The sequence below is a fragment of the Collimonas sp. genome (genome assembly GCF_035566555.1).
In the GTDB taxonomy this organism is placed as follows: Bacteria; Pseudomonadota; Gammaproteobacteria; order Burkholderiales; family Burkholderiaceae_D; genus Collimonas.
On sequence record NZ_DATMRB010000087.1, the window covers coordinates 1 to 8,564 of the forward strand.

The window sequence follows — 8,564 nt, forward strand, 5'->3', positions numbered from 1 at the left end:
AATGGCAACTGGTATCGTAAAGTGGTTCAATGATTCGAAGGGTTTTGGTTTTATTACTCCTGACGAAGGTGGTGAAGATCTGTTCGCGCACTTCTCCGCAATCAATTCTTCCGGCTTCAAGTCGCTGCAAGAGAACCAACGCGTTTCTTTCGAAGTTACTGCTGGCCCAAAGGGTAAGCAAGCTTCGAACATTCAAGCTATCTAATTTAATTAGTCGCTGAATCAGCATCGCAAAAATCCCCGGTTCGCCGGGGATTTTTTTCGTCTGTAGCAAACGTAAAAGCCTGTTAGCGGCGCCATGCGCTGCGCGACATACTCTATATATTTGCCATAAGAAGGTAAAGGCGGTCCGCTGTCAGGAAGCTGTAAGGGTGGCCTGAAATGCTGGGGCAGTCTGTATACAGATAATATTTTTTTACAGTATGCTGGGTGAGGTTTTACGTTAACCGAGTACTTCGGTATTTGTGCATGCCGGTACTTATCTTATAAAAAATACAGAGGAGATAGCATGAACACCATAAGCAAAGCGTGTGTGGCGGCAGCGCTGATGAGCTGGTCGTTGGCTGGCATGGCGGCGGAGCCGATCAAGATCGGCGTCAGCGGACCTTTCACCGGCGGTTCCGCACCAATGGGTGTTTCCATGCGCGACGGCGTCAAGCTGGCGGTGGCCGACATCAACGCCCACGGCGGCGTGCTGGGACGGCAGCTGCAACTGGTCGAGCGCGACGACGAAGCCAAGAATGAGCGCGGGGTGCAGGTTGCGCAGGAACTGATCAACAAGGAAAAAGTGGTCAGCACGGTGGGCTTCATCAACACCGGCGTCGCCCTGGCCTCGCAGCGCTTCTACCAGGAAGCCAAGATCCCGGTCATGAACAATGTCGCCACCGGCAGCATCGTCACCAAGCAGTTCGTCGGGCCGGAAAACAAGGACAACTACGTGTTCCGCAATGCGGCCAACGACACCATCCAGTCGGCCATGATCGTCGACGAAGCGGTGGTGCGCCAGAAGCATACCAAGGTCGCGATCCTGGCGGATTCCACCAACTACGGCCAGCTCGGCCGCGAAGACCTGGAGCGTGCGCTGGCTGCCAAGGGCATCAAGCCGGTCGCCGTTGAGAAATACAACCTGAAAGACGTCGACATGACGGCGCAACTTCTGAAAGCCAAGCAGGGCGGCGCGGAAGTGGTGCTGACCTACGGCATCGGCCCGGAACTGGCGCAGATCGCCAACGGCATGGAAAAGCTCAACTGGAAAGTACCTATCGTCGGCAGCTGGACTTTGTCGATGGGGAACTTCATCGATAACGCCGGCAAGAACGGCGACGGTACGCGCATGCCGCAAACCTTCATCCAGGATCCAAGCTCGCCTAAGCGCAAGGCCTTCATCGAAGCCTATCAGAAAGCCTACAAGATCGATCGCATGCCGTCCCCGGTTTCCGCGGCTCAGGGCTATGACTCGATCTATCTGCTGGCGGCTGCCATCAAGCAGGCCGGTAGCACCGACGGCGTCAAGATCCGGGAAGCACTGGAAAACCTGAATGGTACGGTGGAAGGCGTTGTCACCAACTACTCCAAGCCGTTCAGCCATGACGACCATGAGGCGATCAAGCCGAACTTGGTGGTGATCGGCGAAGTCAAGGGTGGCCGCGTGGTGCTGGCCAAGTGACAGCAGGCCGGCCAGAGCAGTAGCAAAGGCCGGCCGCAATCTGTTTGACTGCGCAGCAAATCCGGCCCGTGCGCCGGATTTGCTGCATCTGAAGTAGTTGCCGCTGTTGCTGCTTTTGCAGCAGTACTGCGGTTTGTCGCTTGTGCTCGCGTGTGTTTTACTTCGCTTCCCGGCGATGTCTCTTGGATATACATCATGGAAATCCTGCTGCAACTGGTCTTCAGCGGTATCGCGCTTGGCATGATCTACGCGGTCATCGCATTCGGTTATCAACTCACTTTCGCCACTTCCGGCACCCTCAATTTTGGCCAGGGCGAAGCCTTGATGCTGGGCGCGCTGGTCGGCCTCAGCCTGGTCGGCAACATCCACGGCGGTCCTTATTTGAACTACTGGCTGATGATTCCGGTGGTGATCGTGTTCGGCGCGCTGCAAGGAGTGGTGGTCGAATGGATAGGCGTGCGGCCGGCGCTCAAGATCAAGTCCGAGTTCGGCTGGATCATGTCGACCATCGCGCTGGCGATCATCTTCAAGAATGTCGCGGAAAACATCTGGGGCAAGGACGATCTGACGTTCCCGACGCCGCTGTCGGCGACGCCGTTCCAGGTGCTCGGCGCCAATGTCCAGCCGATGCAGATCGTGGTGGTGCTGGGGGCGCTGGCGATGATGCTGGCGGTGGAAATGTTCAATCGCAAATCGATTTACGGCAAGGCGGTGGTGGCGACTTCAAACGACCGCGATGCCGCTGGCCTGATGGGCATCAACACCAGCATGGTGATCACCTTTTCCTATGCCTTGTCGTCGGCCACGGCGGCGTTTGCCGGCGTGCTGGTGGCGCCGCTGACGCTGACCGGCGCCACCATGGGCACCTCGCTCGGCCTCAAAGCGTTCGCGGTGGCGATCATCGGCGGCCTCACTTCCGGCATGGGCGCGATCGTCGGCGGCCTGATCCTGGGCATTGCCGAGACCCTGACCGGCTTTTATATTTCCACCGGCTACAAGGAAGTGCCGGGCCTGGTGCTGCTGTTGCTGGTGCTGGCGATAAAGCCGGCCGGACTGTTCGGCAAGACTGCCATCAAGAAGGTGTGAAGATGAGTAAAAAGTTATTCGCACTGTCGATTGCCGGCATCGTGCTGCTGCTGGCGTTTCCGCAAGTTTTCCCGAATCCGTACTACATCCATCTGGCGGAAACCATCCTGATCTACGCCATCCTGCTGTTCGGGCTGGATATCGTGGTCGGCTATACCGGCCAGGTGTCGCTGGGCCATGCCGGTTTGTTCGGCATCGGCTCCTATACCACCGGCGTACTGGTGTTCAAGCTGGGCTGGCCTTTCCTGATCGCCGCTCCGGCCAGCCTGGCGGTGACCGCCTTGTTCGGCGCCATCCTGGCCTTGCCGGCGTTGCGCGTGACCGGACCTTACCTGGCCATGGTGACGCTGGCGTTCGGCACCATCATCCAGATCCTGATCAATGAAATGAGTTTCCTGACCGACGGACCGATGGGCATCAAGCTGACGAAGCCCGTGTTCTTCGGCCATCGTCTCGACGAAGTCGATTATTTCTATCTGGTGGCGGCGCTGATGGTGCTGTCGCTGATCGTGGTCCACCGGATCGTCAAATCGCATCTCGGACGCGCCTTCCAGGCGCTGCGCGACAGCCCGATCGCCTCGGATTGCATGGGCGTCTCGGTGTACCGCTACAAAGTCATCGCCTTCGTGATCAGCGCCGCGCTGGCCGGCCTGGCGGGCAGCCTGTATGCCTATTCGGAAGAATACATCTCGCCGAATACCTACAACTTCGAGCTGACCATCCTGTTCCTGCTGGCGGTCATCATGGGCGGCCGCAAGAGCCGTATCGGCTCCCTGTTGGGGGCGCTGATCGTGGTCATGCTGCCGAGCTTGCTGGCCGATATCGACCTGTTCCGCCAGATTGCGACGGCAGCGGCCGTGATCGGCGTGCTGGCCAGTGCCTTCCTGCTGTGGAAAAAGCGCAAGACGGCGCGCGAGCTGGCGGTGCCCTTGGCCGCCACCCTTGGCATGGCGATCTTTTCCTACCGCCTGGAAAACATCACCGACTGGCGCCTGACGATCTTCGGCGTGATGACGCTGTTCGTGGTGTATTACCTGCAGGACGGGATTGTCGGCTTTGCCCGCAACCTGCTGGGCTACAAAGCGGCCGCCGGCGGCAAGCCGGCCACGCTTGCGGCCAATCCTGAACAGGCCTGGGGACCTGCGGTCGGCGGCGGCGCCAGCGGTGGTGTTCTGCTCAGCGGTCAGAAGATCCTGATGCAGTTCGGCGGCCTCAAGGCCCTGAACGAGGTCAACCTGGACATCGTCAAAGGCAGCGTGCATGGCCTGATCGGGCCAAACGGCTCCGGCAAGAGCACCATGATGAACGTCCTTACCGGCATCTACAAACCGACCGCCGGCAAGGTTGAGTTCAACGGCAAGACGATTTCCGGCACGACGCCGGCGGCGATTGCGCTGGGCGGCGTCGCTCGTACTTTCCAGAACGTGCAGCTGTTCGGCGAGATGACCGCCACCGAGAACGTCCTGGTCGGCCTGCATCACACCTTCCGCAGCAATGTGCTGGACGTGATCTTCAATACGCCGCGCTACCGGCGCGAAGAGCTGCAGGCGCGGCAGCGCGCCGCCAGCATCCTGGAATTCGTCGGCCTCGGCGAACTGGCCGGCGAGGAGGCGCGCAACCTGCCGTACGGCAAGCAGCGTCTGCTGGAAATCGGCCGCGCGCTGGGCTTGAATCCGCAACTGCTGCTGCTGGATGAGCCGGCTGCGGGCCTGACGGCGCCCGACATCAAGGAGCTGATCGCGATCATCCACAAGATCCGCCAGCACGGCATCACGATCATCCTGATCGAGCATCACATGGATGTCGTGATGTCGATTTCGGACACTGTGACGGTGCTCGATTTCGGCCAGAAAATCGCAGAAGGCAAGCCTGCCGCGGTGCAGAGCGATGCCAAGGTGATCGAAGCCTATCTCGGCGGCAGCGCCGGTGAAGAGGCTGCCGGTGCGCCATCCACTTCCACGCCAGCGGGGTTATAAGATGCTCTCGATTTCCAATCTGCATGCGGCCTACGGCAAGGTTGAAGTATTGCACGGCATTTCGCTGGATGTGCCGAAAGGCAAGGTGGTGACCCTGATCGGCTCCAACGGCGCCGGCAAGACCACCACCATGCGCGCCATCTCCGGCATGATCAAGGCCAAGTCCGGCAGCGTGACCCTGGCCGGGGGCGATGTCACCGGCCTGGCCTCGCACAAGATAGCCCGCGCCGGCCTGGCCCATTCGCCGGAAGGGCGGCGCGTGTTCGCCACCATGAGCGTGGTTGACAATCTGTTGCTGGGCGCTTTTCCGCGCTTTACCCGTATGCGTCCGCGCGGCGATATCAAGCTCGACCTGGAGCGGGCGCTGGAACTGTTTCCGCGCCTGAAGGAGCGGCAAAGCCAGCTGGCAGGCACCTTGTCCGGCGGCGAACAGCAGATGCTGGCGATGGCGCGCGCCGTCATGCTCAATCCTGAGGTGATCCTGCTGGATGAGCCGTCGATGGGGCTGGCGCCGATTCTGGTGGAGGAAGTGTTCCGCATCATTTCGCGGCTCAAGGCGGAGGGCGTGACGATGCTGCTGGTGGAGCAGTTCGCCGCTGCTGCCCTGAACGTCGCCGATTATGGCTATGTGCTGGAAAACGGGCGGATTTCGGTGCACGGCCCGGCCGAAAAGCTGAAAAACGATCCTGCGGTCAAGGCGGCATACCTGGGTGGCAGCCAGCATTGATATAGCCTCGGTTTTCGATGTTTGTTTTGCAATATTTTGGATTTCCGGTGCTTACGTGGCATTTTGGCCGCAATTAGTGCATAAATAATGGAGGTTTAGTTTTCTAGAGTATCCCGAACGTGAGAATCTGATAGTGCCGTAGTGCATTGCGTGCATAAAGCGGTCGACTATTTTTTCAACTTCGGGAGTGCTCAAATGACACAAACTCAATCAGTAATCACGGCAGCCAAGCAGGCGGCGAACATGGCGGCGACGCTACCTCCGCAGCTGAGGAATGCCTTATCAGCGCGCGCCGAGGAACGGCTGCCGTTTACCATCCGCATTGCCGGCGACGAGGAAGCATTGTGCAAGGCGGTAGACATCCGGCGCGCCGCCTATGGCCGGCACCTGCCGGAGCTGGCCCAGAAAATGGTGGCGGCGGAAGCGGTCGATCTGGCGCAGGGCGTTATTGTCCTGTTGGCCGAATCCAAGCTGGACGGCTCTTCGCTCGGCACCATGCGGATCCAGACCAACCGTTTCCAGCCTTTGGCGCTCGAGCAATCGGTAGACTTGCCGGAATGGCTGCGGGGAAGGCGGCTGGCCGAAGCGACCCGCCTGGGCGTGGCCGACGGCCAGATCGGCAAGCTGGTAAAAGGCTTGCTGTTCAAGGCCTATTTCCAGTATTGCTTTGAGCATGACATCGACTGGATGGTCATCACTGCGCGTTCGCCGCTGCACCGGCAATATGCTGCGATGCTGTTCGAGGATGTCTTTCCGGGGCGCGGCTTCATCCCCATGCGCCACGTCGGCAACCTGCCGCACCGGGTCATGGCGTTGCCTGTGGCGACGGTAGAGCCGCGCTGGAAGGCGATTAACCATCCCTTGTTCCATTTGCTGTTCGAGCTGAACCATCCTGACATGAACCTCACCTTGCCGCCGCCGGCAGCTTCGCGCGCGCGGCTGGAGCGTGCCAGGGCGCTGACGGAAACCCATGCAGAGCAGTCCGAGATATAGGGCTATGCCTGCCAAGTAACTGTCGGTTATGTGAGGGAAGGGGTAATATTGTAGAAAAGAAAATAGTGATCTATTTTTGCGTTACATTACAGTTGACCTCCTTTCCTTACATTTGCGGATAGATGCCTATGTGGTTGTTTCATGCGGATACGGTGAAGAACCGTGTAACTGCTTCGGGTACTCTGGACCGGTTGGTATTTTATTTTTCCGTGGGCTTGCTGCCCCTGCTGATTATCGTATTCACGATCGTCGGCTACGTCACGCTTGAACATCCCGATCTGCACCACGGCCCGGTGCCGCTGCAGCTGCGTGTCCTGAGCGATCCGGCGCAAGCGCTGACGCCGGGCCAGGCATACCAGCAGCTGGCGGCCCAGCCGCTGGAGGATCATGTCGACACACATCTGCTGGAAACCCCGTTCTGGTTCTCGTTCGCAGTGCCGGCGCCGGCCGCGGACGGGCGCAGCGAAGTAGAGCTGCCGTCGCGCCACGCCCAGCAAGTCGCTTGCTGGCAGGGCGCCGGCGAACGCTGGCTGGGCGGCGTCCAGCGCGACCAGCAACCCGGTCCGGCACAAGGCCGCATGCGGGTTGAAAAAACCGGCTTCATCCTGTCCCTGGAGCAGGCGGCGCAGCCGGTCAACGTCTTGTGCAAGGGGACTTTCTCGGGGCCGGCGCGGATTTCCGGCCAACGCTGGACGCCCTACGACTATGGCCTGTCGCAAAACAGGTTCTACCGCAGCATAGGCTTGCTGGAAGGCGGCCTGCTCATGCTGACGATGTTTGTCCTGGTCGCGGCCCTGATCAACCGTGAATGGATGTATGTCCTGTTTGCCGTCTGGCTGCTGGGTAATCTCCGCCTGGGCGCCAATTCCATGGGCTGGGATGCCCACTGGCTGATGCTGACCGTGCCTAATGAGTGGCTAGGCCTGCTGCGGAAACTGACCTTCGCGACCTATTACATCGTCACCTTCACCTTGTTCCACATCCTGTTTACGGCCGAATTGAAGCGCATCAATTTCCCGCGCGTCGAACGGCTCGGCCAGTATCTCGGCATTCCGTTGTTTGCTGCAGCCTTGCTGCTTCCCTATAGCCGCTTCCTGCCGGTATTGTGGGTGTGCGCGGTGATCGGTATTGCGGTTTTGATCTTCTTGCTGGTGCGCATCCTGATCGTCACACGCACCAGGGCCGCGTTCTGGTATTGCGCTTCGATGGTGGTGGTGCTGTTTGCCCGTATCGATGAAGTGATCGGCGCGGCATTCGGCATCCGCACCCTGGACCAGGTGCCGAACAATGCCATCGCTGCCTTGCTGTCGAGCCTGATGGCGGCCTTCGCTTTCGCCGAGCAGATGCGTACCGGCAAGCGGCAGCTGGCGATGGCCCAGGCCGAGCTGCGCACGACCTATGAAGTGACGCCGATCGGCTTGTTCACCCTGGACCCGGACGGCGGCTTCGTGCGCAGCAACCTGGCGCTGGAACGGATTCTGGGACGCGCCAGCGCCGCCGAGCGGGAAAAGAAATGGGACGACTATTTCGAGCCGGGCGCGCATGACAAGTTGTGGCAAATCGTGTCCGGCAGCGGCAGCAACGAAGCCGAGCTGCACGGCATCGCCGATGCCGGCGGCAAAGCCAGCACCTACCTGGTCACGGCGACCTTCGCCAACGGCCGTATCGAAGGCTCGCTGCAGGACATCAGCGAGCGTTCCGACGCCGTCGAGCGCTTGCGCTTCCTGGCTGAGCACGACCCGCTGACCGGCGTGCTGAACCGGCGCGGCATCGAAATCATGCTGGAGCGAGCCATCGAACGCCAGTGCGACGAGCGGCCGCTGGCTCTGGCTTACCTTGACCTGGATCGTTTCAAGCTGATCAACGATCTGTTCGGCCATCAATCCGGCGACGAGGTATTGAAGCAGCTGTGCGAACGGGTCGCGCTGTCGCTGGCCGACGGCAATCATATCGGCCGCATTGGCGGCGATGAATTCATCATCCTGTTCCAGGACGTCGGAATCGCCGCTGCCACCGAGATCTGTTCCGCCATTATCCAGAAAATCAGCTACCAGTCTTATCACATAGGGGCGCGCGCATTCCAGGTCAAGGGCTCGATCGGGCTGGTCGAGGTGGA

7 protein-coding genes are annotated in these 8,564 nt (G+C 60.1%); all 7 read left to right on the forward strand.

Annotation, left to right across the window (positions count from 1 at the left end; translation table 11 throughout):
* Position 1: 1 nt before the first annotated feature.
* A complete protein-coding gene (locus VNZ65_RS10795; protein WP_014005790.1) occupies positions 2-205 on the forward strand; it encodes a cold-shock protein in 204 nt (67 codons plus the stop codon).
* Positions 206-508: 303 nt separating this feature from the next.
* On the forward strand, positions 509-1,666 hold the full coding sequence (locus VNZ65_RS10800) for an ABC transporter substrate-binding protein (RefSeq protein ID WP_061940112.1): 1,158 nt from the start codon (positions 509-511) through the stop codon (positions 1,664-1,666).
* Between the two features lie 195 nt (positions 1,667-1,861).
* Positions 1,862-2,752 (forward strand): branched-chain amino acid ABC transporter permease, encoded by an 891-nt coding sequence (locus tag VNZ65_RS10805; protein ID WP_061940114.1) that lies wholly within the window; start codon positions 1,862-1,864, stop codon positions 2,750-2,752.
* A 2-nt stretch (positions 2,753-2,754) separates the two neighbouring features.
* Positions 2,755-4,728, forward strand: coding sequence for a branched-chain amino acid ABC transporter ATP-binding protein/permease (locus VNZ65_RS10810; RefSeq protein WP_325668803.1), 1,974 nt, complete (start codon positions 2,755-2,757; stop codon positions 4,726-4,728).
* A 1-nt stretch (position 4,729) separates the two neighbouring features.
* Complete coding sequence (locus tag VNZ65_RS10815; RefSeq protein ID WP_325668805.1) at positions 4,730-5,455, forward strand: ABC transporter ATP-binding protein; 726 nt, start codon at positions 4,730-4,732, stop codon at positions 5,453-5,455.
* A 195-nt stretch (positions 5,456-5,650) separates the two neighbouring features.
* The gene (locus tag VNZ65_RS10820) at positions 5,651-6,448 is read left to right on the forward strand and encodes a hypothetical protein (protein ID WP_325668807.1); all 798 of its coding nucleotides are present in this window, start codon (positions 5,651-5,653) and stop codon (positions 6,446-6,448) included.
* A 128-nt stretch (positions 6,449-6,576) separates the two neighbouring features.
* Positions 6,577-8,564 (forward strand): diguanylate cyclase domain-containing protein (locus tag VNZ65_RS10825; RefSeq protein WP_325668809.1); only part of this gene is annotated, 1,988 nt, incomplete at its 3' end.